General features: G+C 69.2%; 22 protein-coding genes and 2 tRNA genes. 9 read left to right on the top strand and 15 right to left on the bottom strand.

Annotation, left to right across the window (positions count from 1 at the left end):
• Nucleotides 1-74: 74 nt before the first annotated feature.
• A complete protein-coding gene (locus C1707_RS13025; protein ID WP_145998479.1) occupies nt 75-1,655 on the bottom strand; it encodes a hypothetical protein in 1,581 nt (526 codons plus the stop codon).
• A gap of 90 nt (nt 1,656-1,745) precedes the next feature.
• Nucleotides 1,746-2,582, bottom strand: coding sequence for a 23S rRNA (guanosine(2251)-2'-O)-methyltransferase RlmB (gene rlmB, locus C1707_RS13030; RefSeq protein ID WP_101715141.1), 837 nt, complete (start codon nt 2,580-2,582; stop codon nt 1,746-1,748).
• A 175-nt stretch (nt 2,583-2,757) separates the two neighbouring features.
• On the opposite strand from rlmB, the gene C1707_RS13035 reads away from it, so the two are divergent.
• The 3 genes from C1707_RS13035 to tuf all read left to right on the top strand — a co-directional run bounded on the left by C1707_RS13035 (nt 2,758) and on the right by tuf (nt 4,273).
• Nucleotides 2,758-2,841, top strand: a tRNA-Tyr gene (locus C1707_RS13035).
• Between the two features lie 112 nt (nt 2,842-2,953).
• Nucleotides 2,954-3,027, top strand: a tRNA-Gly gene (locus tag C1707_RS13040).
• A 55-nt stretch (nt 3,028-3,082) separates the two neighbouring features.
• Nucleotides 3,083-4,273, top strand: a complete 1,191-nt coding sequence (gene tuf / locus C1707_RS13045; protein WP_058346798.1) for an elongation factor Tu — start codon at nt 3,083-3,085, stop codon at nt 4,271-4,273.
• Nucleotides 4,274-5,603: 1,330 nt separating this feature from the next.
• On the opposite strand, the gene C1707_RS13050 is transcribed toward tuf, so the two are convergent.
• Together C1707_RS13050 and C1707_RS13055 are read right to left on the bottom strand one after the other, a co-directional pair.
• Nucleotides 5,604-6,257: a DUF998 domain-containing protein gene (locus C1707_RS13050; protein WP_101712412.1), complete on the bottom strand. Its 654-nt coding sequence runs from the start codon at nt 6,255-6,257 to the stop codon at nt 5,604-5,606.
• Nucleotides 6,258-6,411: 154 nt separating this feature from the next.
• The gene (locus tag C1707_RS13055; RefSeq protein ID WP_101712413.1) at nt 6,412-8,070 is read right to left on the bottom strand and encodes a M28 family peptidase; all 1,659 of its coding nucleotides are present in this window, start codon (nt 8,068-8,070) and stop codon (nt 6,412-6,414) included.
• Between the two features lie 243 nt (nt 8,071-8,313).
• Between C1707_RS13055 and C1707_RS13060 the strand changes: the two genes are divergently transcribed.
• Nucleotides 8,314-8,535 carry a hypothetical protein gene (locus C1707_RS13060; protein ID WP_101712414.1) on the top strand — a complete coding sequence of 74 codons (222 nt, stop codon included), beginning with the start codon at nt 8,314-8,316 and terminating at the stop codon, nt 8,533-8,535.
• A gap of 120 nt (nt 8,536-8,655) precedes the next feature.
• Here the strand turns inward: C1707_RS13060 and C1707_RS13065 are convergent, their stop codons facing one another.
• Together C1707_RS13065 and C1707_RS13070 are read right to left on the bottom strand one after the other, a co-directional pair.
• Entirely contained in the window at nt 8,656-9,423 is a 768-nt protein-coding gene (locus C1707_RS13065) for an anti-sigma factor family protein (protein WP_101712415.1), read from the bottom strand.
• Nucleotides 9,420-9,920: a sigma-70 family RNA polymerase sigma factor gene (locus tag C1707_RS13070; RefSeq protein ID WP_205686752.1), complete on the bottom strand. Its 501-nt coding sequence runs from the start codon at nt 9,918-9,920 to the stop codon at nt 9,420-9,422. The genes C1707_RS13065 and C1707_RS13070 overlap by 4 nt, the downstream gene beginning before the upstream one ends.
• A gap of 125 nt (nt 9,921-10,045) precedes the next feature.
• On the opposite strand from C1707_RS13070, the gene C1707_RS13075 reads away from it, so the two are divergent.
• A complete protein-coding gene (locus C1707_RS13075) occupies nt 10,046-11,314 on the top strand; it encodes a S8 family serine peptidase (RefSeq protein ID WP_164467342.1) in 1,269 nt (422 codons plus the stop codon).
• 96 nt (nt 11,315-11,410) lie between these two features.
• Nucleotides 11,411-12,268, top strand: coding sequence for a hypothetical protein (locus tag C1707_RS13080; RefSeq protein WP_123170751.1), 858 nt, complete (start codon nt 11,411-11,413; stop codon nt 12,266-12,268).
• Between the two features lie 83 nt (nt 12,269-12,351).
• Here the strand turns inward: C1707_RS13080 and rpoD are convergent, their stop codons facing one another.
• The 5 genes from rpoD to C1707_RS13105 form a co-directional block, all read right to left on the bottom strand.
• A complete protein-coding gene (gene rpoD / locus C1707_RS13085; RefSeq protein ID WP_101711203.1) occupies nt 12,352-14,307 on the bottom strand; it encodes an RNA polymerase sigma factor RpoD in 1,956 nt (651 codons plus the stop codon).
• Nucleotides 14,308-14,909: 602 nt separating this feature from the next.
• Nucleotides 14,910-18,203 carry a carbamoyl-phosphate synthase large subunit gene (gene carB / locus C1707_RS13090; protein ID WP_101711204.1) on the bottom strand — a complete coding sequence of 1,098 codons (3,294 nt, stop codon included), beginning with the start codon at nt 18,201-18,203 and terminating at the stop codon, nt 14,910-14,912.
• A gap of 133 nt (nt 18,204-18,336) precedes the next feature.
• Nucleotides 18,337-18,822 (bottom strand): hypothetical protein, encoded by a 486-nt coding sequence (locus C1707_RS13095; protein ID WP_101711205.1) that lies wholly within the window; start codon nt 18,820-18,822, stop codon nt 18,337-18,339.
• A gap of 63 nt (nt 18,823-18,885) precedes the next feature.
• Nucleotides 18,886-20,070, bottom strand: coding sequence for a patatin-like phospholipase family protein (locus C1707_RS13100; RefSeq protein ID WP_101711206.1), 1,185 nt, complete (start codon nt 20,068-20,070; stop codon nt 18,886-18,888).
• Nucleotides 20,071-20,221: 151 nt separating this feature from the next.
• A complete protein-coding gene (locus C1707_RS13105; RefSeq protein ID WP_101711207.1) occupies nt 20,222-20,431 on the bottom strand; it encodes a cold-shock protein in 210 nt (69 codons plus the stop codon).
• Nucleotides 20,432-20,708: 277 nt separating this feature from the next.
• Between C1707_RS13105 and C1707_RS13110 the strand changes: the two genes are divergently transcribed.
• The gene (locus tag C1707_RS13110) at nt 20,709-20,909 is read left to right on the top strand and encodes a hypothetical protein (protein ID WP_101711208.1); all 201 of its coding nucleotides are present in this window, start codon (nt 20,709-20,711) and stop codon (nt 20,907-20,909) included.
• 116 nt (nt 20,910-21,025) lie between these two features.
• Nucleotides 21,026-21,172: a hypothetical protein gene (locus C1707_RS26150; protein ID WP_164467343.1), complete on the top strand. Its 147-nt coding sequence runs from the start codon at nt 21,026-21,028 to the stop codon at nt 21,170-21,172.
• Here the strand turns inward: C1707_RS26150 and C1707_RS26750 are convergent.
• The 4 genes from C1707_RS26750 to C1707_RS13125 form a co-directional block, all read right to left on the bottom strand.
• Entirely contained in the window at nt 21,156-21,755 is a 600-nt protein-coding gene (locus C1707_RS26750) for an alpha/beta hydrolase (protein WP_240633686.1), read from the bottom strand. The genes C1707_RS26150 and C1707_RS26750 overlap by 17 nt on opposite strands.
• Complete coding sequence (locus C1707_RS26755) at nt 21,650-22,228, bottom strand: alpha/beta hydrolase-fold protein (RefSeq protein ID WP_240633687.1); 579 nt, start codon at nt 22,226-22,228, stop codon at nt 21,650-21,652. The genes C1707_RS26750 and C1707_RS26755 overlap by 106 nt, the downstream gene beginning before the upstream one ends.
• Nucleotides 22,229-22,311: 83 nt before the next feature.
• Complete coding sequence (gene pgsA / locus C1707_RS13120; RefSeq protein ID WP_101711209.1) at nt 22,312-22,929, bottom strand: CDP-diacylglycerol--glycerol-3-phosphate 3-phosphatidyltransferase; 618 nt, start codon at nt 22,927-22,929, stop codon at nt 22,312-22,314.
• A gap of 70 nt (nt 22,930-22,999) precedes the next feature.
• The gene (locus tag C1707_RS13125; RefSeq protein ID WP_101711210.1) at nt 23,000-23,668 is read right to left on the bottom strand and encodes a phytanoyl-CoA dioxygenase family protein; all 669 of its coding nucleotides are present in this window, start codon (nt 23,666-23,668) and stop codon (nt 23,000-23,002) included.
• A 155-nt stretch (nt 23,669-23,823) separates the two neighbouring features.
• On the opposite strand from C1707_RS13125, the gene C1707_RS13130 reads away from it, so the two are divergent.
• Entirely contained in the window at nt 23,824-24,567 is a 744-nt protein-coding gene (locus C1707_RS13130; RefSeq protein ID WP_101711211.1) for an SDR family NAD(P)-dependent oxidoreductase, read from the top strand.
• Nucleotides 24,568-24,683: the final 116 nt, after the last annotated feature.

A 24,683-nucleotide genomic window follows, 5' to 3' on the forward strand; every position in this document is an offset into this window, starting at 1 on the left:
GAGAGGGGGCTGGAAACGAAAGCGGCGCGCCCCGATCCGGGACGCGCCGCTGACGCTGTTCGAGCCGGCCGGTGCTAGTGGACCGGCTCGGGCTCGCGCCGGGTTTCGGCGGCGGGTTCGGCCGCCGGTTCCACATGCGCCGTCTCGCTGACGTGCTGCACCTGCGGGCTGTCGTCGGCGGGGGCGGGGAAGGGCTCGTGCTCGGTCGCCTGGGCGGCGGCCTCCTCGGCCTTGGTCTCCTGGTGATGGTTGAACATCGCCGTGGCCGCGGCGCCCGCGATGGCCCCGCCGGCGGCGGCGACCATCGGATTCACATAGGCCACGTCCTGCGACTTGGGCGTGTCGAACTCGGGCTCGTTGCGGCCGTAGTCGTGCAGGGTGCGGAACTTGCGGCGGCGCTCGGCCCGCGCCTTGGCCTTGGCGGCGTTGCGCGAGATCGCGACCAGGATGATCAGGGCCAGCAGAACCAGGCCCGCGCCCAGCAGCGACTTGCCCGGAACCTTGCCGATCCCCGGCACCTCGTACTGGGTGTCGAGGAAGGCCGGCAGCTTGAAGCCCTCGGCCGCTTCCTTGGCCTTGGCCGGCACGGCGGCGACCTGCTTGCTGATCGAGCCCAGCGAGAACGGCTGGGCCGGCTTGGCCCCGTCCAGCGAGGCGCCGAACGAGGTGGTCAGCGAGCCCTTGGCGTCCGGCGTCGGCTTGACCTGCCAGGCGAAGGTGGTCGGCTCGCCCGGCTTGACGGTCGCCGTCTGGCGGCCGTTCGGGGTGATCTCGTAGCCCTGGCCCTCGAGGTCGGCGTAGGCGCTGACCTTCTTGGCCGGCTTACCGATGCCCAGCTTGGCGGCCTGCTGCTTGATCATGTCGCCCAGCGTCGCCGGCAGCGACAGGGTGACCTGGCCTTCCTTGCCGGTCTTCAGGCTTTCGGCCGTCGCCAGCACCGCGCCGCTCGTGGCGGCGGGGGCGACGGCGGCCTGCAGCTGCTCGACCTTGGGCGGCAGCTTGGCGGCGGCGGGCGCGGCCGGCGCCACGACCGGCGTCGGGGCCTTGGCCAGTTGCGCGGGCTTGGCGGGCGGGGCGACCGGCTTGAGGGCCGGGGCCTGGGCGACCGTCTTGGGCGCCGGCGCGGCGGCTGCGACCTTGGCCGGGGCAGGCGCGGGCTTGGCGGCGACGACGGCTGGCTTGGCCGCGGGCTTGATCACGGCCGGAGCCGGCTTGGGCGCGGCCTTGGCGATCGATGGCGCGGCCGGACGGGCGGCGACGACCTGGGCCGGGCGGGCGTGATGCGGCCTGGCGTGCGGACGCGTCGTCGGCCTGGCTTCACGGGGATTGGCGATCGGGCGCATGGCCGTCACCAGCGTGCCGTCGGCGCGGCGCCAGGTCTTCAGCCGCGAATCGCCGGTGCTTACGGCCACGGGCGCGGGCTGGGCGATCGGACCGCCCAGCAGGCCATCGGCCGGCGGAGCCTCGGCCGTGGGCGGCGCGCCCAGGAGTTCGGACTTCTCGACGGGCGGCGGCGGAGCCGGCTCGTTCAGGGCCGACGACGTGTCGGCCGGCTGCTTGGCGCCGCACCCCGCCAGCGCCAGCACGACAACGGCGGACGAGGCCAGGGCCGCCGTCCGGAACTTCATCTGCAACATCGGGTCCCCCGATCCCATGCTTCAATCCTCCGCGAGCAAGGCTCGCGGAGGTACTCGTCCGCGAGGAAAACACGTCGTTGCGACGAAATCAAAACGGTTAATCGGGATTCACGAACCGATTTCCCCTGTGGCGCGAACGCGTGACGTCTCATAGAGCGCGATCGCCGCCGCGGCGGACACGTTCAGGCTCTCGAAGCCGCCGGGCATGGGGATTTTTCCCATCGCGTCGCAGTGCTCGGCCACCAGCCGGCGCACGCCTTCGCCTTCCGAGCCCAGGACCAGCACGGTCGGACCGCCGTCGAGCACCTCTTCCAGGCTCGCTTCGGCCTCGCCGGCCAGGGCCACGGCCCGCCAGCCCAGCTCCGCCAGCTCCTCGAGGGCCCGCGAGAGATTGACCACGCGCGCGTAGGGCACCTTGTCGACCGCGCCGACGGCGGTCTTGGCCAGCACGCCCGAGAGCGCGGGCGCGTGGCGGTCCTGCAGCACCGCGCCCTTCACCCCGAAGGCGGCGGCCGAGCGGAAGATGGCGCCGACGTTCTGCGGGTCGGTGATCTGGTCGAGCATGACGATCACGCCCTGGGCCGGCGTGCCCAGCTCCGCCAGCGACAGCGACTCGGGCTCGCCCACCTTCATGGCGATTCCCTGGTGCACCGCGCCCTGGGGTAGAAGCCTGGCGATGTCGCCCGGCTCGAAGATCTGCAGCGCGGGGTGACGCTGGAGATTCGGCGCGAGTCGCTTGGCCCGGTCCGGGGTGACCAAAAGGCGCTTGGCGGGGGGCCTGGCGGGGTTCGAAAGCGCCGCTTCGACGGCGTGATTCCCCCAGATCCACTCCTTCTCGTCGCCCGCGGGCTTGGAAAAGGTCTTGGTTTTCTGAGGCTTGGAGCGATTTTCACGTTCTGGCGCTTTTGGCCTTCTACGGTCGTTGCGTTCAGAATGAGAGGACACTATAAGACGCGCTCCGATTTGGGGGCCACGAGGTTCCGCGAGCCGGTCCGGCGGTGCTTAAGCACAGTCCGTTCCTGCTCAAAGAGCTTTTGTTCCTCGATCCACAGCAGCCGATTTGACACGGCCGCCAAGATCGAAGATACGGCCGCCTCTTCCGGAGTTCACATCGCGCCGTGGGGGAATGTCCCGAGCGGCAAAGGGGGCGGACTGTAAATCCGCTGCGAAAGCTTCGAAGGTTCGAGTCCTTCTTCCCCCACCACGCGCGATGAACTGAACACCCGGAAGGAGGGCCAAGGCCCCCGAGCCAAGAGACGGGAGCCGATCGCGACCCCGCAGCCAGTTTAGCTAGGCTTCAGTCCTAGCTACAGAGGGCGGGTATAGCACAATGGTAGTGCAGCAGCCTTCCAAGCTGAGGATGCGGGTTCGATTCCCGCTACCCGCTCCAGCTCCCTCGATACGATATCCGTAAACAACCAGCCGCCGGCGCGAAGGTAGAGACGATGGCCAAGGAAAAGTTCGAACGTAACAAGCCGCACTGCAACATCGGCACCATCGGTCACGTCGACCATGGCAAGACGACGCTGACGGCCGCGATCACGATCACGCTGGCGAAGTCGGGCGGCGCGACCGCCAAGAACTACGCCGACATCGACGCCGCGCCGGAAGAAAAGGCCCGCGGCATCACGATCAACACGGCTCACGTCGAGTACGAGACGGCCAACCGTCACTACGCGCACGTCGACTGCCCCGGCCACGCCGACTACGTGAAGAACATGATCACCGGCGCGGCCCAGATGGACGGCGCGATCCTGGTCGTGTCGGCCGCCGACGGCCCGATGCCGCAGACCCGCGAGCACATCCTGCTGGCCCGTCAGGTCGGCGTGCCGGCCCTGGTCGTGTTCATGAACAAGGTCGACATGGTCGACGACGAAGAGCTGCTCGAGCTCGTCGAAATGGAAGTTCGCGAACTGCTGTCGTCCTACCAGTTCCCGGGCGACGACATTCCGATCACCAAGGGTTCGGCCCTGGCCGCGGTCGAAGGCCGTGACGCCAACATCGGCGAAGAGAAGATCCTCGAGCTGATGGCTTCGGTCGACGCCTACATCCCGCAGCCGGAACGCCCAATCGACCAGGCCTTCCTGATGCCGGTCGAAGACGTGTTCTCGATCTCGGGCCGCGGCACCGTGGTCACCGGTCGCGTCGAGCGCGGCATCGTGAAGGTCGGCGAGGAAGTCGAGATCGTCGGCATCCGTCCGGTCCAGAAGACGACCTGCACGGGCGTCGAAATGTTCCGCAAGCTGCTGGACCAAGGTCAGGCCGGCGACAACGTGGGCGTGCTGCTGCGCGGCACCAAGCGTGAAGACGTCGAGCGCGGCCAAGTGCTCTGCAAGCCGGGCTCTATCACCCCGCACACCAAGTTCGTGGCCGAAGCCTACATCCTGACCAAGGAAGAAGGCGGCCGTCACACCCCGTTCTTCACCAACTACCGTCCGCAGTTCTACTTCCGCACGACGGACGTGACCGGGATCATCAAGCTGCGCGAAGGCGTGGAAATGATCATGCCGGGCGACAACGCCGAGCTGGACGTCGAGCTGATCACCCCGATCGCCATGGAAGAGAAGCTGCGCTTCGCCATCCGTGAAGGCGGCCGCACCGTCGGCGCCGGCGTCGTCGCGAAAATCGTCGAGTAATCGATCGATCCAGCGATACGCTGATTGAAGATCAGGCCCCGGAGGGAAACCTCCGGGGCCTTTTCTTTTGATCCTCCCCCTCTGGGGGAGGTGGCCCAGAGGGCCGGAGGGGGGGGCGTTCTCAGCTTCCGAGGCGGCGGCCGAAAAAGCCCTTCACCCTCGATGGGGGAAGGGGTGGGATGGGGGTGACGCGGCCGTTCCGTTTGCGCCGCCGTGTCAGGACCAAGTGCACTCCCGAAGCGGCCCTTCTCGCTACCAACCCCCAACACTGCCTCCCTCGCCCTTGTGGCGAGGGTCCATGCCGGCCGCTGCTCAGACTTGGGCAGTCCTCGAAAGGTCTGAGCAGGTTGAACCATGGATCCTCGCCACAAGGGCGAGGAAGGCAGAATTGGGTTGGGCTTGGGGGCGCAGGTGAGAAGCTTTGACGGGGATCCAGCCCCGTCCATCCTCTGCGTTCAGCGAAAACTCCTCAACCAATCCAACCGCTTACAACTTTCTCACGCTCCTGGATCAGACGGATCCAGACCGCCCGCATAATCACTGCATCCCGTCGCAGGGAGAGGGCGCAAGGATCCGGCCCGAAGCGGCGACGCGGATGCGATCGAGCGGGGCTGAAGGAGCGGCGTGAGCCGGGCCTGAAGGCTTAAATGAGGATGGGGGACGTAAACCCATCTATCGGGAAGCTGCCGACCTATGGCTTCCCGCCCGTCCAAGGGTCCGCGCCCAGCACGCACTCCTGGCCGTCAAGAAACGGGGAGCTCTGCGTGGGGAAGGGGCACAAGGCGGAAGAGGCCTGCGCGCCCCGGCCTGAGGAATAACGATCGCGCGGGGCGTTTAAGCTTCGTCGAAACGGTAATTGAAACAAACACATCCGGGCGAAGCCCGGACGCCCCGCGCCCTCTCCATCAGCTCAGCGGATTTCCGCGTGAGGCGGGAAAGCCGTGCCTAGAACCCCCTCAGTCGCTCCGCGACAGCTCCCCCAGAGGGGGAGCATCTCGAAGAGCGCCGACGCCAATAGATCCTCCCCCTCTGGGGGACTGTTGCGAAATTCGGAACGTCGAAGAACAGACCAGAATCTGTTCGAGAACAGTTCGGAATCAAAAGGGGAAAGTCGTTCTCGTTTTACCCCATTATGCAACGATCCCCCTCTGGGGGAGGTGGCCGAAGGCCGGAGGGGGGACGTTTTCAGCTTCCGAAGCGGCGGAAAGTCATCATCAACTCCCCCCCACCGATCGCTATCGCGATCGCCTCCCCCCCAGAGGGGGAGGTTCGTAGCCAAGATCCTCCCTGTGAGCGACGCAGCCCGGAGGGGCAGCGCCAAAGGCGAGGTCTACGCCGCCGCCGGCTCCAGCTCAGCCGGCTTCGTGCGCCAGCCGCGTTCCAGGCTCCAGGCGGCGATGGCCAGCCACAGGAGGCCCAGGAACGCATGCCCGCGCTGCCAGAAGCCCACGTCGTTTCCGGTGCGCACGTTCCACACGCCCGTCAGCAGGGCCAGCACCAGCAGCAGGCCGAAGAACCAGCCCAGCGAGAAGTGCGCCAGGCGCCGGTAGCCCGGCTTGCCCCACAGGGCCCAGGCGGTGAACAGGGGAGCGAACTGGATGGCCAGGCCCACGCCGCAGGCCCGGTGCATCGGGTCGGGCCAGTGGAAGATGCCGGCGAAGAAGGCGCCCAGGCCGGTCATCGCCACCCACAGTCCGGCGAAGGCCGAGACCTGCCGGCGGCCGCCCGCCTTCTCCAGCGCATGGGCGAAGCCGGCGCCGGCGAACAGGCCCGCCATGCCGGCCAGCATCATGCCCAGATTGAAGATCTCGGGGGTCGGGGCCGCCGGCCCGCCCAGCTCGCTGATGAACTGGGCGCCGGGGTCGAAGCCGGGAAACAGCCTCTGGGCCAGCCACACGTCGGCGACCATCACCACCGGCGTGATCACGCCGAGCCTCAGGAGCGCGCCCACGCTGGCCACCAGATTCCCTCTCGATAAGGACATGAGCGTGGCGGCCGAAAGGGTAAGCGGTTTCGGCGCTCGCCACGCTCAAGTGTATGAAACTGAGCCTGTTTATCCGCTTCCGATGGAATCCATCAGAAGCGGACAGGCTCAAGCCTCAAAATCGGCTCCTCCGCCGTTCGGGTCAATGGGTCGCTCAGCGCGCGGCCGAGGACGGATGCCCCTTGGGCGCGAAGGTCGAGCCGAAGAAGTCGCCGGGGTTCCAGACCGGGCGCTGGGCGGCGTCGGCCAGCTCGTGGGCGATCTCGTAGTTGACCAGTGCGAACTTTGCGGCCGCCTGGTAGTCGATAGGCTGCTTCAGGTCGTCGTTGGGCTTGTGGTAGTGCGTCGCCAGGAAGTCCTTGAAAGCCTTCTCGCCGCCGTTCTTGAAGCCGGTCATCAGGAACACCGACGGCACGCCCTGCTCGACGAAGCGATAGTGGTCGCTGCGGGTGAACAGGCCTTCCTCGGGCATAGGGTCGGGCGACAGGGCGATGTCGACGCCGCCGGCCGCCCTGGCCACGATCGGCCCGATGCTCGAGCGGTCGGCCCCGAAGGCCACCACGTCGGTGAACGGATACAGCAGCACCGGCATGTCCAGATTGACGTCGGCGGCGAGGTCGGCCTTCGGCACGGTCGGATTGTGCGCGAAATATTCCGAGCCGATCAGGCCCTTCTCCTCGGCGGTCACCGCCAGCAGCAGGATCGAGCGCTTGGGACGGGCCTTGGCCTGGGTGAAGCCGCGGCCGACCTCCAGCAGGGTGGCGATGCCGCTGGCGTTGTCCAAGGCGCCGTTATAGACCGCGTCCTCGCCGGGCTTGGGGTTTTCCTTGATCCCCTCGTGATCCAGGTGGGCGCTGAGCACGATGGTCTGGGCCTTGAGCGTCGGGTCCGAGCCCTCGATCAGGCCCGCCACGTTGCTGCTGCGGCGCTGCTCGATCTGGCTCTTCAGGGCGATGCTGGCGGTCGTCGGCAGGGCGAAGCCCTCGACCTTGCCCTCGGACGTGTCGGCGGCCGCGTAGGCGGCCTCCAGGCGCGCCGTGGCCGGGCCGAACAGCTTGTAGCCGCCCTTGACGCTGATCGACGCCAGGCTGGGCGCCGAACCGCCGCGCACGAAGGGGGCGCCTTCCGGCGTGCGCCAGGTCATGCGCCAGTCGCGATTGCCGGCGACGCCGCGCGCGAACGGACGACGCTTCTCGCCGGCCGGCGTGCCCAGGGTCAGCACGCCGATCGCGCCGCGCCGGGCCGCCTCGGCCCGCTTGACGCCGATCGAGCCGTAGTGGGCGCGTTCCTCGGTCTGGAAGCCCTTGGGCGCGCCAGACAGCACCACGACGATCTTGCCGGCCACGTCCAGGCTCGCGAAGTCGTCGCGGCCGCGCTCGGGGGCGTTGATCCCGTAGCCGACGAACACCAGCGGCGCGTTCAGGGCCAGCTCGGCCTTGTCGGCCTGGGGGCTCGGCAGGAAGTCCTCGCCGAACACCAGCGCGGCCGAAGCGCCGCTTGCCTCCCCGATCCTGATCTCGCCGTCGCTCGCCGGGCGGTAGGCGACCAGCGGCACGGCCTGCAGGTACGAGCCGGCGTCCCCGGCGGGCTTGAGGCCCAGCAGGGCGAACTGGGCGGCCACGTAGTTGGCGGCCAGGTCGTAGCCGCGCGTGCCGGCTTCGCGGCCTTCCATCAGGTCGTCGGCCAGGAAGGTCATGTGGGCGCGGATGGCGTCGGCCGAGGGGACGAAGGCGTCCTTGGGCGCGGCGAGGGCGGGATGGGCGACCATCAGGAGAGCGGCGCTCAGGCAGGCGGCGCGGCGCGAGAAGGGCATTCGGTCAGGTTCCAGGGCGCGGCGGATCCGCGAAGCCGGCGACCTTGCAGAGGGCGGGGCGCCTTGTCGAGCAAGCTCTGCCTGAACGTTTTGTAATGTGGGCGATCAGAGCGTTCGCGCAGGTAACCTTAACGAGAAAAATTCTCTACATAATTGGGTAAGGTCGATGGAAGTTCACCCTATTTATGAAGATCCGCTTAACCGAACCCCGTCAGCTTCGCGATACGACAGGGGAAACGGTTCATGCAGGCCTTCTCGATCTCCGCCGCGGGCATGGGCGCCGCGACCGGCCGTCTGGCCGCCAGCGCCCAGCGCGTGGGGAGCGATGCGGGCCTTTCGGCCAAGACTGATCTCGCCGCCGAGCGCGTCGAGCAGGTCTCGGCGCGAACCGACTTCTCCGCCAACGCCGCGGTGCTTCGCACCGCCGACGCCATGACCGGCGTCCTGCTCGACCTTCTGGCCTAGCAGTCCTCCGGTCATTGTCCGCGCCCGCCTCGCGTCCCCCCCTGCGAAGGGCGCGGATACGCCGCCTCCTGGATTTTCCCCTAGTCTTTCCAGGAGGCGGCGACCCTGTCCGCCACTAGATCAGCGCCAATTGGACTTCAGGGCCTGGGCTTCGCCGGCCGCGTCTAGAGGCGCGCCCGAGATCATGCCGTCGACCACGGCCATCACCGCCGCCGGCGTCTCCGAAGCCGCCTGACGGTACGCGCCGGCGGCGGGCGCCGTCGCGGGGGACGAGGCCAGCACGCGCCAGGCGCCGTCGGCCCGGCAGGCCACGCCGGCCTGGTCCTGACCCTGGAAGGTGCGGCACCAGCGGCCGGCCTGGTTCTTGAAGGTCACGCCGATCCGCACGGGACCCTGGCCTTGCGCGGCCGCGCCATCCTCCAACGCCCGGGCCAGCGGTCCGACGGCCATCGGCGGCTCGGCGGCCCGGCCGTCGGCGGTCGGCGGCGAGGGCAGGGCCAGGCGTCCGATCGCCAGGCCCGCGACGAGGCAGGCGGCCATCGCCGCCCAGGCCGGCGGCTTGCGGAAGGCCGGGCGGCCGGCGACTGGCGAGGCGGGCTTCTGGACCTTGGCCTTGTCCTTCGGCTTTTCCTTCGGCTTGGGTTGCGGGAAGGCGATCACCTCGGCCGGCTTGCCGCCGGCGGTCACCGACGCCTTCAGGTCCGGAGGAGCCGGTTCGCGCAGCACGCCGGCATGGGCGCCCGACAGCAGCCGGCGCAGGTCGCGCTGAGCCTGAATCCGCGCCGCCAGCGCGGGATCCTTGGTCATCGCGGCCGTGATCCTGGCCATGGCCTCGGGCGGGAGCTCGCCGTCCACATAGGCGAAGACCTCTTCGTCGCTCACGGTCATGGCCTTGCTCCTTGGTCGATCAGCGCGGCCTGCAGGGCCGTGCGGCCCCGCGCGAGGCGGCTGGTTAGGGTTCCCATCGGGATGTCGAGACTGTCGGCGGCCTCCTGGTAGGACAGGCCTTCGATCAGCACCAGGGCCACGGCGATCCGTTGGTCCTCGGGCAGGGCGTCCAGCGCCGCCTCGACGGCGGTCAGGGCCAGGCGCCCGTCCAGCGACGGCGCGGCCGGGTCGGCGGCGTGCATGCCGGCCTCCGGCGGGGCCAGGACCCGGCCGTGCCTGGCGCGGCTTCTGCTTTCGTCGATCCAGGCGTTGCGCATGATCCGAAACATCCAGCTGTCTTGTCGCGTACCCTCGCGCCACTGGTCGCGGCGCGCCAGGGCGCGCTCGACGGTCAGCTGCGTCAGGTCGTCGGCGTCGGCGGGATCCCGGGCCAGCACCCGCGCCATGCGGCGCAGCCGCGGCAGCAGGTCCAGCATGTCCTTCTGAAACGAATCCAAGGTCCGCCTACGTCGCCTGAGGAAGAAACGCGCCGCTTCCGGCGTTTAATCCATGAACCGGATAATTATTCCACTCCGCGCGGGTTCCGGCCATCGTTCTCGCGCGGCAAGCTTCGGAGATCGCGTTGCGGAAGAAAGTCCACGCCCTGGTCGTCGCGGCCTGCGTCCTGGCCCTCGCGCCGGCGGCGGACGCCCAGCTGCTGCCGGGCGGCCTGCCGTCGCTGCCCGAGCGGCTGCCGGTGGTTTCGGACGTGGTCGACGGCGCCGAGGACCTGACGGCGCGGACGACACAGGGCGTGCGTGACCTGGCGGGACTGGACCGGCTGAAGGCCCTGCTGCGCGCCAACCCGCGCGTCCTCGAACCCGACGACCAGGGACGGCCCGTGGTGCGCGGCGAGGTGCTGGCCGTGTCGCCGGCTCCCGAGGCGCTGCGGCGCGCCCTGGACGCCGGCTTCGTCGAAGTCAGGCGCGAGCGCTCGGGCGAACTCGGGATCGAGCTGGTGACCCTCAAGCCGCCGCGAGGCATGGACGCACGCCAGGCCGTTCGCCGCTTGCGGGCCCTGGATCCGTCCGGCGACTACGATTTCAATCACATCTACGCCGGTGCGGGCGTGGCGGGCCTGGCGGGTCTGGCCGCGGCCGCCTCGCCTGCCGTCGGAAGCGGCGGCGCGCGGGTCGGGCTGGTCGACGGCGGGGTCGATGCGGGCCATCCGGACTTTCGCGGCGTGGCCATCGAGCAGCGCGGCTTCGCCAAGGGCGCGCCCAGGGCCGGGGCGCACGGCACGGCCGCCGCCTCGCTGATCGCCGCCCGCGACTACGGCGCGGCGGGACCGGGCGCGCGGCTGCTGGCGGCGGACGTCTATGGCGCGGGACCGACCGGCGGCTCGGCCTCGTCGATCGTCGGGGCTCTGTCGTGGATGAGCGCGGCCAAGGTCCCGGTGGTCAATGTCAGCCTGGTGGGACCCGACAACGGCGCGCTGCGGGCCGCGGTGAAAGCGCTGGTCGGCCAGGGCGTGCTGGTGGTGGCGGCGGTGGGCAACGACGGCCCGGCCGCGCCACCGCTCTATCCGGCCTCCTATCCGGGCGTGATCGCCGTCACGGGCGTCGACGGCAGGGGCAGGGCGCTGCCCGAGGCCGGCGCCAACGGCCAGGTGGCGTTCGCCGCCCTGGCCGCCGGAGTGCGGGCGGCCGGACCGGGCGGCCGCAAGACCAGCCTGCGCGGCACCTCGTTCGCCGCCCCCGTGGTGGCCGGCCGGCTGGCCCGGCTGACGGCCAGCCCCGATCCGGCCAGGGCCCGGGCGGCGGTGGCGGCGCTGGGGCGCTCGGCCAGGGACCTGGGCGCGCCGGGACCCGACAGGACGTTCGGCGCGGGGCTGGTCGACGCCGGCCGATAAAAATTGGGCAGCGATGGAAGAAAGCGGGAAGAGGCGTCGTTGGACGGGTCAGGAGGCGGAAAGACGCCCCGCGAAATGACCTCAAGGAGACGTCCCATGCGTAAGATCTCGTTCCTCGTCACCGCCGCTTCGGCCGCCGTCCTGCTGACCGCGCCGATGGCCCAGGCCCAGATCCTGGGCGGCTCGGGCGGCGGCGGCCTGACCGGAGGCCTCACCGGAGGCATGGGCGGCCTGGGCGGCCAGCTCGGCGGCGCAGGTGGTCTGGGCGGCGGCCTGACCTCGCCCGACGCCAGCGGCCTGGGCTCCGGCGTCCGTGGCGCGACCAGCCGCATCCGCGACCGGGCCGGCGAGACGACCTCGAGCGCCCGCGGCAAGGCCCGCGACGCCGCCGGTCGCACCCGCGGCGCCGTCGAGGGCGCGACCTCGACCGCCCGCGACGCTGCTTCGAGCGCCAAGGCCGATGGTTCGGCCGAAGGTTCCGGCTCGGGTTCCACCTCGGCGGCCGCCGGCCAGCTGACCGGCGCCCTGGCCGGTTCGGGCTCCGGCGCGGGTTCGGTCGCGACGCCCGATGCGAGCGGCCTGACCTCGGGGGTCTCGGGCGCCGCGTCGAACGCGGCCTCCCGCGCCCAGGGCGCCGCGGGCTCGGCGCGTGACCGGGCCACGGGCGCGGCCAGCCGCACCACGGGCGTCGCCCGCAACGCCGCCGGCTCGGCCCGCGACGCGGCCGCCTCGACTAACGCGATCGGCGACGGCGCCCTGACCGGCGCGGGCTCGATCAGCCGCGACGGCGCCTCGGGCTCGGCCAGCGGTTCGGGTTCGTCCAGCGCCTCGACCAGCAAGGGCGGGGCCGGCCAGTCCGGGTCTCTGGGCCTGTCGGGCTCGGCGTCGCGCAGCGGCGTCTCGGGTTCGGCCAACGGCGCCGGCTCGGCCGACGTCAAGACCGGCAACAACTAGGCCGGCTCGCGCTTCAGCTGACCCAAAGAAAAAGGCGGCGTCCTCGCGGGCGCCGCCTTCGTCTTGTCCGGGCTTTAAACCGATCAGCTGTCGAGGAAGCTGCGCAGCTTCCGCGAGCGGCTCGGGTGCTTGAGCTTCCGCAGGGCCTTGGCCTCGATCTGACGGATGCGTTCGCGGGTGACCGAGAACTGCTGGCCGACTTCTTCCAGCGTGTGGTCGGTGTTCATGCCGATGCCGAAGCGCATGCGCAGCACGCGCTCTTCCCGCGGGGTCAGCGAGGCCAGCACGCGGGTGGTGGTTTCCCGCAGGTTGGACTGGATGGCCGCGTCGATCGGCAGGACGGCGTTCTTGTCCTCGATGAAGTCGCCCAGGTGGCTGTCTTCCTCGTCGCCGATCGGCGTTTCGAGCGAGATCGGCTCCTTGGCGATCTTCAGGACCTTGCGCACCTTCTCCAGCGGCATGGCCAGCTTTTCGGCCAGCTCTTCCGGGGTCGGCTCGCGGCCGATCTCGTGCAGCATCTGGCGGCTGGTGCGGACGATCTTGTTGATCGTCTCGATCATGTGGACCGGGATGCGGATGGTCCGCGCCTGGTCGGCGATCGAGCGGGTGATGGCCTGACGGATCCACCAGGTGGCGTAGGTCGAGAACTTGTAGCCGCGACGGTACTCGAACTTGTCGACGGCCTTCATCAGGCCGATGTTGCCTTCTTGGATCAGGTCCAGGAACTGCAGGCCACGGTTGGTGTACTTCTTGGCGATCGAGATCACGAGGCGCAGGTTGGCCTCGACCATTTCCTTCTTGGCCTGACGAGCCTCGCGCTCGCCCTTCTGAACGGTCTGGACGATGCGGCGGTAGTCGTCGATCGGCACGCCGGTCTCGGTGGCCAGCGCGGCGATTTCCTGGCGGATGTCGCCGACGGAGTTGCTGTCGTTCTCGACGAACTTGGTCCAGCGCACGCCCATGCCCTTCACCTGGTCGACCCAGGTGGGGTTCAGTTCGGAGCCGAAATAGGCCTTCAGGAACTCGGCGCGGCTGATGCCGTAGCTGTCGGCCAGGCGCAGCAGGCGGCCTTCCAGGCCGATCAGGCGCTTGTTGATCGCATAGAGCTGCTCGACCAGCGCCTCGATGCGGTTGTTGTTCAGCTTCAGCGTCTTCAGGTGCTGGATGATCGTCGCAGACAGGCCCTCGTAGGCCTTGCGGTCGGCGTCCGACAGGTCCTGGCCCTTCAGGCGGCTGCCGACCAGCTTGTCCTGCAGCTTGCGGAAGGTCTCGAACTCGCTGGCGATCGCGTCGAGGATGGCCATGACGCCTTCGCGCAGCTCGCCTTCCATGGCGCTGACGGTCGGGCCGGCGCCGTCGTCGAAATCGTCCTCGTCCTCGCCTTCGCCCTCGGGCTTGGCCTCGCCGGCTTCGTCGTCGACGGGCTCGGCCGGACCTTCGTCGTCATCGGCCGCAGGCTGGGCCGCGCCGCCGTTGATGGCCGCGTAGGTGCCTTCCAGGTCGATGACTTCGCGCAGCAGGATGCGGCCGGTGCTCAGTTCCTCGCGCCACACCATGATGGCTTCGAAGGTGAGCGCGCTTTCGCACAGGCCGCGGATCATGGTGTCGCGGCCGGCCTCGATGCGCTTGGCGATGGCGATTTCGCCCTCGCGGCTCAGCAGCTCGACCGAGCCCATCTCGCGCAGGTACATGCGCACGGGGTCGTCGGTGCGGTCGTAGGCGGCCGGCTTGTCGCTGGTGATGACGGCGGTGTTCTCGTCGCGGGTGGCGACCTCGCCGCCCTCGGCGTTCTCGGCGTCTTCCTCGGCCTCGACGACGTTGACGCCCATCTCGCTGAGCATGGCCAGGGTGTCTTCGATGGCGTCCGGGCTGACTTCTTCCGACGGCAGCACCTTGTTCAGCTCGTCCATCGTGACGTAGCCGCGGGCTTTCGCCTGCTTGATGAACTTCTTTACGCCGGCGTCGGTCAGGTCGAGGAGCGGACCATCACCACCGGTGGCTTCGGGCGCTTCGGTCTCGGCCGTGGAATTGTTGCTCATCAAGCTCTCCGAATTCGGCGTCGGCCCCTTTGCGGCGGGGGACGGGCCGAGAATGCCTCAACATGTCGCCGGCCTTCCGCGGATCCTCGCGAGTTCGGGCCTTCGACTGCTTCTTCAAGGGTCGGGGCCACGCTGCGCGGCGCTCCAGGTTTCCAGCAGTTCGACAAAAAAATTTTCGACGTTCTGTGAACTAACGCACGAAGGGCCACGGGGTAACGCTCCGCGCAAAGAGAGGCGGAGGGCGGCGGCTTCGAGCGCGGCGTTCATGAACGCCGATCTTTCGATCGACGACCGCTGGGACCTGGCGCGGCGAGGATGACATCCTGTTTCAAGCAGGGCGCGCGCTGTGCGTTGGCGGCCCGATCGATGTCAAATCAGCTGCGTGGCAAATCCTTGAGTCGGCAAATGGCCGTGGGTGACGCCGGTGTCAAGATGGGGCGGGCCGGGAAGGGCGGATTCTTCGGGTTTGGAGGGGCTCGAGACGCTCCCCCTCCGGCCCTCCGGGCTGCCTACCCCAGAGGGGGAGGATTTTACTTCCCGAACGAAAGAAGCCGCCCGGATCGCTCCGGGCGGCTTCTGACGTCGCTAAGGCGAGGCTTCGCTTACGCGTAGCTTTGCAGGGGGCGCACGTCGAGGGACTCGGCCGGGGCGCCGGCGATGGCCTGGGCGGCGGCGAGGGCGCCGGCGCTGGTGGTGTAGTAGGGGACCTTCATCATCAGCGCCGTGCGGCGGATGTCGAAGCTGTCCTCCAGGGCCTGCTTGCCTTCGGTGGTGTTGAACACCAGCTGCACGCCGCCGTTCTTCATCACGTCGACGATGTTGGGACGGCCTTCCAGCACCTTCTTGACCAGCTCGACCTCGACGCCCTGCTCGGCGAGATAGGCGCGGGTGCCGACGGTGGAGATCACCTTGAAGCCGGCGGCTTGCAGCAGCTTCACCGGCTCGACGATCCACGGACGGTCGCTTTCCTTGACCGACACGAACGCGGTGCCCGAGGTCGGCAGCTTCACGCCGCCGCCCAGCTGGCTCTTGGCGAAGGCGCGGGCGAAGGCCGGGCCAAGGCCCGTTTCGCCCTCACGGATCCAGTCCAGGCCCATGACCTCGCCGGTCGAGCGCATTTCCGGGCCGAGCACCGTGTCGACGCCGGCGAAGCGGGCGAACGGGAAGACGGCTTCCTTGACCGCGATGTGGTCGTAGGGCTCGTCCTTCAGGCCGAACTCGGAAAGCTTGGCGCCGGCCATCAGCTTGGCGGCGATGGCGGCCACCGGCTGGCCGATCGTCTTGGCGACGAACGGCACGGTGCGCGAGGCGCGGGGGTTCACTTCCAGCACGTAGATGCGCGGGGCGTCCGAGTGCGGCTCCTCGATGGCGAACTGCACGTTCATCAGGCCGCGCACGTTGAGGGCCAGGGCCATCTGCACGGTCTGGCGCTTGAGCTCCTCGACGGTCTCGGCTTTCAGCGAGAAGGGCGGCATCGAGCAGGCGCTGTCGCCCGAGTGGACGCCGGCTTCCTCGATGTGCTCCAGCACGCCGGCCACGAAGACGTTCTCGCCGTCGCACAGGGCGTCGACGTCGACCTCGGTGGCGCGGCTCAGATAGTGGTCGAGCAGGATCGGGTGCTCGAGCGAGATCTCGCCGGCGCCGGCGATGTAACGCTCCATGGCCTCGTGATCACGGATGATCTCCATGCCCCGGCCGCCCAGCACGTAGGACGGACGCATCACGAACGGGAAGCCGATCTCTTCACCGGCGGCGCGGGCCTCGTCCCAGCTGCGGGCGATGGCGTTTTCCGGCTGGGCGATGGAAAGGCCGTTCAGCAGTTGCTGGAAGCGCTCGCGGTCCTCGGCGAGGTCGATGGCGTCGGGCGAAGTGCCCAGGATCGGCACGCCGGCCTCTTCCAGGGCGTGGGCCAGCTTCAGCGGCGTCTGGCCGCCGAACTGGACGATGACGCCGGCCAGCTCGCCGTTGCTCATCTCGACATGCAGCAGCTCCAGCACGTCCTCGGCCGTCAGCGGCTCGAAGTACAGGCGGTCGGAGGTGTCGTAGTCGGTCGAGACGGTCTCGGGGTTGCAGTTGACCATGATCGACTCCACGCCGATCTGGTCGAGCGCGAAGGCGGCGTGGCAGCAGCAGTAGTCGAACTCGATGCCCTGGCCGATCCGGTTGGGACCGCCGCCGAGGATGACGGCCTTCTTGCGGTTGCTCGGCTCGCTCTCGCACTCGGGGACCTGGCCCAGGGCGCCGAACTCGTAGGTCGAGTACATGTAGGGCGTGGAGGCCAGGAACTCGCCGGCGCAGCTGTCGATACGCTTGAACACCGGGCGCACGTTCAGGGCCTGGCGAGCGGCGCGGACGGCCTTCTCGGTGGAGCCGCTCAGCTTGGCCAGGCGCGCGTCGGAGAAGCCCTGGGCCTTCAGTTCGCGGAAGCCCTGTGCGGTCTTGGGCAGGCCGCCGGCGCGGACCAGGCCTTCCTGGCGGACGATCTCGGCGATCTGGCGCAGGAACCACGGCTCATAGCTGCAAGCGGCGTTGATCTCTTCCACGGTCAGGCCGTGGCGGAAGGCCTGGGCGATGACGCGCAGGCGGTCGGGGGTCGGCACGCCCAGGGCGCGGACGACGGCGGCCTTGCCGGTGTCGGGATCGTCGGCGCCGTGGATCTCGACCTCGTCGAAGCCCGCCAGGCCGGTCTCCAGGCCGCGCAGGGCCTTCTGGACGCTTTCCTTGAAGGTGCGGCCGATGGCCATCACTTCGCCGACCGACTTCATGGCCGTGGTCAGCAGGGGCTCCGAACCCGGGTACTTCTCGAAGGCGAAGCGCGGGATCTTGGTGACGACGTAGTCGATGCTGGGCTCGAACGAGGCCGGGGTCGCGCCGCCGGTGATGTCGTTCTGCAGTTCGTCCAGCGTGTAGCCGACGGCCAGGCGGGCGGCGACCTTGGCGATCGGGAAGCCGGTGGCCTTCGAGGCCAGGGCCGACGAGCGCGACACGCGCGGGTTCATCTCGATGACGACCATGCGGCCGTCGGCCGGGTTCAGCGCGAACTGGACGTTCGAACCGCCGGTCTCGACGCCGATCTCGCGCAGCACGGCGATCGAAGCCGCGCGCATCCACTGGTATTCCTTGTCCGTCAGGGTCAGGGCCGGGGCGACGGTGATCGAGTCGCCGGTGTGGACGCCCATCGGGTCGATGTTCTCGATCGAGCAGACGATGATGCAGTTGTCCGCGGTGTCGCGGACCACTTCCATCTCGTATTCCTTCCAGCCCAGCACGCTTTCCTCGACGAGGACCTCGGTGGTCGGCGACAGGTCGAGGCCGCGTTCGACGATCTCGCGGAACTCTTCGATGTTGTAGGCGATGCCGCCGCCGGTGCCGGCCAGGGTGAAGGACGGGCGGATGATCGCCGGCAGGCCGACGAACTCCAGGCCTTCCAGGGCCTCTTCCATGGTGTGGCAGGCGCGCGAGCGCGGGCTTTCGAGACCCAGCTTGTCCATGGCGTCGCGGAACTTCTGGCGGTCCTCGGCCTTGTCGATGACCTCGGCCTTGGCGCCGATCATCTCGACGCCGAACTTCTTGAGGACGCCGGCTTCCTCGAGGGCGAGGGCGGTGTTCAGCGCGGTCTGCCCGCCCATGGTCGGGAGCAGGGCGTCGGGACGCTCCTTCTCGATGATCTTGGCGACCATGTCCGGGGTGATCGGCTCGATGTAGGTCGCGTCGGCCACGTCCGGATCGGTCATGATCGTGGCGGGGTTCGAGTTGACCAGGATGATCCGGTAGCCTTCGGCGCGCAGGGCCTTGCACGCCTGGACGCCCGAATAGTCGAACTCGCAGGCCTGACCGATGACGATGGGCCCAGCGCCGATGATCAGGATCGAGGAGAGGTCGGTACGTTTGGGCATGGCTAACTCGCGCAAAGACACGGTCGCGCACATCCGCGCGCCCGCTGTCGACCATCTTGCAGGTTAAGCCGCCCCTTTAGAGACGGAGTCAGGCGGGCGCAACCCCAGAGTCGGGGAGTCTGGAAAAGCGCTGTTAGCGGTGTGGCTTAGCCGCCCCGCAGGCGGCGAGGTCGAAGAACTGACGGGGCACGGAATCGCGGGGTTGATCGCCCGGGGGATGGCGTAGTCGATCGTCCAGTTCCGACAGGAAGATGTGCGCCGGCGCGGGCTGGCCGCGGCCGGGCGCGCCCTCGATCAACCGCCAGGTCGCGTCCGCGGCGAGATACTCCAGATCGCCCAGCGGCCGGGGGCCGCCGTCGGGGTGCGGAGGCTTCCAGCCCGGCGCCTGCACGTCGGTGGTCGAGGCGACGCGCGTGATCCCGCTGGTCCCGCCGTCATAGGGCAGGAACCAGTAGCGGCCCTGGCCGGTGTCGACCTTCAGAGCCACTCGCTGGGGCCAGTCGGGGCCGCCCTCCACCGGGAAGAAGGCGGCGGTGACGGCCGGGGCGTCGCGCAGCACGTATCGGGCCTGCTCGACGGGGCAGGCGATCGCGGCGGCGGCGAGGATTATGGCGAACATGGCGCGTCGTCCGGCTGGGAGAGCGCCGATTGAAGCACAACCTGAAGATGGCTCCCAGGGGGCTTAACGCCCGCTCTTGGCCGGCGGGGCGGCTACGACTGGAGGCTCGGGCGGCGGGGCGGCGACGCTCCAGGCCCAGCCGGCGACGGCGCGGTCGTAGCCCATGTGGTACAGGGCCTTGCGGTTGCCGGCGGCGAAGTCGAGGCCCGAGGTGTCGGCCTCGGCGGCGTCCGGGATGGCGCTGTAGAACAGCTGGCCGCCGTTGCGCTGGGCGAAGCTGGCGCTGGCGGCCAGGTGGGTGCGGATCAGGGTCTTGCTCATGGTCTGCCACGAGCGGCCGACGATCGACAGGGCGCCGCCCTTGGTGAAGCCGAACGAGCCGCCGACCTGGCCGTTGACCACGACGAAGATCCGGCCGGGCCTGGCCTCGCCCTTGTCGACGGTCCACAGCAGCAGCGATTCCGGCGCCACGAAGAACGGGATCGAGACCCCGCCGTCGACGTGCATCTCCGACAGCCGCCGGCCGTGGCCCTGCACCTGGATCAGGGCGGGCGGGAAGACGCCGGGGATGCTGGCCGAGGCGACCAGCACGTCGCGGAACAGCTCGCGCGAGGCTTCGTCGCCCTTGGTGGCGATGGCCCCCATGTCCCAGATCACCGTCTCCTCGGTGTCGAGATTGGTTGTGGCGATCAGCAGCCGGCGGCCGCGGGCGTGCTCGGCGGCGATGGCCTGCATCATGTTGGCGTCGGCATACTTGTCGACGAGGCCGCGCAGGGCGCCGCTGTCGTAGAAGCTGGGATGGAACAGCACGCCCAGGCCGCGCGGCTGCAGGATGCGGTCGGCGGCGTCGCCGGTGTAGACCTCGGCCAGGCGCTCGTCCCAGCTCGGGCCGAGGAAGGCGAAGGGGGCGGTGAGGGCGCCGGTGGAGACGCCGGTGACGATGTCGAACTCGGGCCGCTCTCCGGTCTTGGTCCAGCCGGTGATGACGCCCGCGCCATAGGCGCCGTTCGAGCCGCCGCCCGACAGGGCCAGGACGTCGAAGGTCTTCTGGTGGCGGGCGCGGTTGCGGGCGGCGTCGGCGAAGCGGATGCCCGCGGCGCTGTCGCTGGCGTTGAAGCGGATGTCCGACAGGCCCGACGGCGGCGGCCCGGCCAGGTCGCTGGCCTTGAAGGCGTCGCGCGATACCGAGCCGCAGGCGGCCAGGGTCATCAGGGCGAGGGCGGCGAGGGCGAGGCGGATCGGGCGCATGTCGGGCCGGCAGTGTTCGAACGGCGCGAACCTAGGCGCGGCGGCCGGCGACGTCCAGCCGATGGCGGCCTTGGACAAAACGCGGCCTGAAAATGCAAAACGGGCCGGCGCTGGGCCGGCCCGTTCGCGGGTCGCTGGTGCGGCGCGGCGGTTAGGCCGACTGCAGCTGGCCGGCCGAGACCTTGCCGCTGCGGCGGTCTTGTTCCAGCTCGTAGCTGACCTTCTGGCCTTCGTTCAGCGAGGTCATGCCGGCGCGCTCGACGGCCGAGATGTGCACGAAGACGTCGTTGCCGCCGTCGTCAGGCTGGATGAAGCCGAAGCCCTTGGTGCCGTTGAACCATTTCACGGTGCCGATAGCCATTGGGGTAGTCCTTTAGTTCGTAGTGCGAGGCGCCACGCGGCGGCGTGCCGGGAAGCGATCAATTTCGTTGGAGGTCGGAGGGCTGGCCCGGCGCTTCTCTGAAAGAAGCATGGAATAGCAGATCGAGCGGCAGCGAATTCGATAATCGATTTCTAGAAGGTCGAAGCATGAATAGCAAGCCGAACGTCGATATTTTATTTTTTCGCCGTCAAGCGTCACCTTCAAAGCACTTCGAGCGTTGTGATGTCACCGTCGCAGAATTGAGTGGAGCGTGGCCATGACGCTGATCGACCGTATTCCGAACCTCAAGGACGCCGAGCTGGCGCAGCTGCTGAACAACGTGCGCCGCCTGGACGTCAGCGGGACGCCGGAGGAACGTCGCCGGGCCGCCGAGGTTGCGCCGCACCTGGAGCGCGAAGCGTCGCGCCGGCGGGAACGGGTGCTGATGGCGCGCCGCGCGGCCACCGCGCGCTTCTAAGGGGGGCGGGGTCCGCCCAAACTCCTCTCGCGGGGAACCTTACGCGTCGAAATCGCCTTGATCAGGTCGATATTGCGAGTCACTCTCAATAACGACCTTGAGTCCTGGAGGCGATCATGGTGTTGCGGATGACGGGGACGCGCTGGCTGGCCCTGATGATGCAGGCCGAGCGAGCCGGCGGCGAAGACCGGCCCGACAGCGAATGGCTGATGTACGGCCCGTCCGAAGAGGACGACGGCGAAGAGATCATCGCGGCCGAGTAGCCGCGTCGTCCTGTTCGAACGCCAGCGTCCGCGCGAAGAATGGCAGGGCGCGGGCCTCGACGCGGCCGCCCGGCGTCCAGTGCCGCTCTCCCCACCAGCCGCGATATTCCTCGGCTTCGTTGGGCACGCCAAATTCCTCGAGCAGTCCCGCGAAGGCGCGGTTGGCGACTACGTGGTCGGCGTTGCCGTCGAAGCGGCCCCAGTCGAACATCAGGCCGCGCAGGTCCTTCAGGTCGGCGGCGTGGGCCGGCAGCAGGCGGTCGAGCAGGAAGGCGTTCTGCAGCTTGGCCGTCAAAACAGGATCGGTGGCCAGGCGCTCGCCCCGGCCGCTGGCCGGCAGGTCGGCATAGAGCGGGGCCTTGTCCGGATTGGGCAGGAAGGCCTGGTACATGCCCAGGAACACCCGCGAGAACCCATCGTCGCCGAGGTCGTCCAGCGACCGGGCCGCGGCCAGCCGCTCGAAGTTGGGGCGCGAGTTCATGGTCTGCAGGCCGACTCCCGTGCCGACGGGGTGCAGGGCGTAGACCGATCCGAACACGCCCGGCGCGACCATGGCCGTGCGGATCGCGCCGTAGCCGCCCATGCGGTCGCCCAGCAGACCGCGCGAGGCCGCGGCGGCAGGGTGCGGAAGCGCCCGTCGACGGCGGCCACCAGATCCTTCGCCAGAAAGCCCGTCCAGTCGCCGGTCACCGGCGAGGTGGCGTAGAACGAACTGCCCGCCGGGGTGGAGAAGTCGGCGCTGACCAGGATCAGCGGCGGAACCGCGCCGTCGTCGATCGCCCGGTCTAGCGCGGCCCTGGCTCCGTCGCGGTCGAACACCGCGCGCTGGTCGTCGAACAGGTTGGGCAGGAAGTAGACGACCGGATAGCGCCGCGACCCGGCCTCGTAGCCGTCGGGCAGATAGGCGACGACCTTGCGGACCGGCGAGACCCCTACCTTGGCGCCGTCGAAGCGCTTCGAGGCGACCTCGAAATCGACCAGTCGGCTTTCGGCCCGCGCCGCCAGCGGCGCGAGCGCGAGGAGAAAGACGAGACACGACCACAGCACGCCACGCATTCGCACCGCTCCCCGCCTGATCCTGAGCGAACGATGTTCTATCTGGGCGTGTGTCGGATTTGCGGCGACGCTAGGCAGAGAGCCTAGGTCAGCGCCTTGCGGGCGGCTTCCCAGTACTGCGCGCCGGTGATCAGGGTGACGACGGCGGCGACGCCGAGCAGGCCATGGACGGTCCAGGAGACCGGCTCGATGATGGCCGGGTCCTGCGGCAGGTTGAACGCCCCCCACGAGACCACGATCAGCTCGCCGCCGATGGCCACCAGCTGCAGGGTGGTCTTCCACTTGGCCAGCAGGGTGACGGGCAGCTTGATCCCCTTGCCGGCGCCGACCTCGCGCAGGGCGCTGACGGCGAACTCGCGGAACAGGATCAGGCCGGCCGGCAGGATGACCAGCGGATTGGGGCCCAGCGCCATCAGGCCCAGCAGGGCGCCGCAGACCAGGATCTTGTCGCCGATCGGGTCGAGGATCGCGCCCCAGATGCTGACCGCGTCAAGCTTGCGGGCCAGCCAGCCGTCGAAGAAGTCGGTGATGGCGGCCACGGCGAAAGCCCAGAACGCCCAGCGCTGCAGCGAGAACTGCTGGTCGCCTGTCAGGCGCTCGCTGAGCCACGGAACGCCGCCGGCGGCGGCCGCCAGGGCCACGAACATGAACAGGGCGATGACCAGGCGGGCGGAGGTCAGGATGTTGGGCAGGGCTTTCATGGCGACGTTCTAACGCATGAGCGCGGCGGAGGGCTATGGCGCATGCGTGGTTGCGGCCTGGCTCGTTCGGCTACGGGGCGAAGGCCTCGCTGTTGTCCATGCGCACGTCGCGGACGGCGCGATATGCGTCCTCGGCGGCGCGGGCGGCTTCGGGCAGGAAGTTCAGCAGCAGCGAGCGGCGTCGCGCGCCCGCGGCGTTGCGCGTGGCGCCGTGCAGCAGGTCGGCGTCGAACACCAGGATGTCGCCGGCTTCGCCTGCCAGGGTCAGGGATGCGGCTTCGTCCGGCTCGCCGTGGTCGAGGGGGCGCGGGACGACCCGGGTGGCGCCGTTGGCCGGGCCGTAGTCGTCCAGGAAGACGATCGCCGAAACCGCCCGCAGTCCGGCGCCATCCCGGTGCAGGGGCTGGTGGCCGAAGCCCGGCAGAGGCTCGCGGCCCTCGACCTGGGACAGGAAGAAGGGTCCGCCCAGCATGTGGCCCGCCGCCGCCAGCAGGGGCGCCAGCCGGCAGGTCCAGAGCACCGTCGGGTCGAGGTCGACCAGGGCGTGACGCCAGCCGGGCGCCTTGGGAGCCGTCCATTGGTCGCCGGCGCTGACGGCCGCGTCGAACGCCTCGCGCAGCGGCCCGCGCCAGGCTTCTGGCACGGCGCCGCGCAGCAGGAGGTAGCCCTCACGCTGCAGGAGGGCGGCCTGATCGGCCGCCAGCGAGCCGACCTTGGTCGGCGTCGAAGCGATACTCATCGGACTTGGTTATGGCTGGGCCCGGCGGATCGCAAGGATGGCGCGCCCTTAAGGCGCGGAGGAAAAATGGGCGGCCACGGCGGTGGCGCTCGGAAGCCTCCGGTCCCAGATAGAACACGGGGCGTATAGTGTAACACCAAGTGGAGTAGAGCCTCATGAGCACGGAATTCGCGAACAAGGTCGCGCTGGTCACCGGCGGCGCCTCGGGCATCGGCGAGGCGGTGGTGCGTGAACTGGCGGCCGGCGGCGCCAAGGTGGTGATCGCCGACTTCAATCTGGAGGCCGCCGAAGCGCTGGCTAAGGAAGTCGGCTCGGCCAGCGCCTTCAAGGTGGACGTCGCCGATGCGGCCCAGGTCGAGGCCATGGTCGCGTTCGCGGTCGACACCTATGGCGCGCTGCACCTGGCGGTGAACAACGCCGGCATCGGCGGCCCCAACCTGCCGACGGCCGACTATCCGCTCGACCAGTGGAAGCGCGTGGTCGACGTCGACATGAACAGCGTGCTCTATTCGATGAAGTACGAAATCCCGGCCATGCTGGCGGCCGGCGGCGGCTCGATCGTCAACATGGCCTCGATCCTGGGCACGCACGGCTGGGCCGGCTCCAGCGCCTATGTCTCGTCCAAGCATGCGGTGGTCGGCATGACCAAGACCGCCGCCATCGAGTACGCGCCCCGGGGCGTGCGCATCAACGCCGTGGGGCCGGGCTTCATCGAGACGCCGCTGATCCACTCGGAGATGACCGACGAGGCCCGCGCCGGCCTGATCGGCCTGCATCCGGCGGGACGGCTGGGACGCCCCGAGGAGGTTTCGGCCCTGACCTGCTTCCTGCTATCGGACCGCGCCTCGTTCATCACCGGCAGCTACCACCTGGTGGACGGCGGGTTTTCCGCTCGCTGAGGGCATTGCCCCGTCGCCGGCGCGGCGGGGCAATCCTCTTTCTCGAAACAAGGTTCGAGCGACGAAATCTCGTTGGTCGGCGCGGATTTCCTGTTTGGCGCGGGTGATTTTCTTCC

This window comes from Caulobacter flavus, from assembly GCF_003722335.1.
Classification (GTDB): domain Bacteria; phylum Pseudomonadota; class Alphaproteobacteria; order Caulobacterales; family Caulobacteraceae; genus Caulobacter; species Caulobacter flavus.